This window comes from Myxococcus llanfairpwllgwyngyllgogerychwyrndrobwllllantysiliogogogochensis (genome assembly GCF_006636215.1).
Taxonomy (GTDB): Bacteria; Myxococcota; Myxococcia; order Myxococcales; family Myxococcaceae; genus Myxococcus; species Myxococcus llanfairpwllgwyngyllgogerychwyrndrobwllllantysiliogogogochensis.
In genome coordinates, this window is the sequence record NZ_VIFM01000776.1 from 1 (window position 1) to 443 (window position 443).

General features: G+C 65.9%; 1 protein-coding gene. It reads right to left on the minus strand.

Annotated features, from left to right (window positions below):
• Positions 1 to 77: 77 nt before the first annotated feature.
• A partial coding sequence (locus FJV41_RS55825) for a LysR substrate-binding domain-containing protein (protein WP_246137940.1) occupies positions 78 to 443 on the minus strand: 366 nt, incomplete at its 5' end.

A 443-nucleotide genomic window follows, 5' to 3' on the forward strand; every position in this document is an offset into this window, starting at 1 on the left:
AACCTGGATCAATATTGCACCGGAAAGTATAAGAAAATCGTATCATTACGCCCAGGCGACCAGCGCCGCCTTACCCCTCAGGGCGTCCGGAACAACGCCAGCAGCGTGGCCACCTGTTCGTCGATCGGCGCCAGGTCCCGCTTGACGATCAGATGCAGCGGCGTCGCGCGGCGCGCGCCATGGCTGAGGGGCAACCGCTTCAGCACGCCCTGGTCGAGATGGGGGCGAATGCGCTCCTCCGGCAGCCAGCCGAAGCCGACCTGATACATCACCGCATCAATGGCGGCATCAATGGTGGAGAAGGTCCAGGCGTCTCGCGGCGCCTGGCTATCTCCGCCCTGATCGGCAATGCGCACCAGCGGCCACGGCGCCAGCGCGCTATCCTCCAGCGGTCCGTCCAGCGCGGCGAGAGGGTGGTCGCGGTGGACGGACCGCTGGAGGAT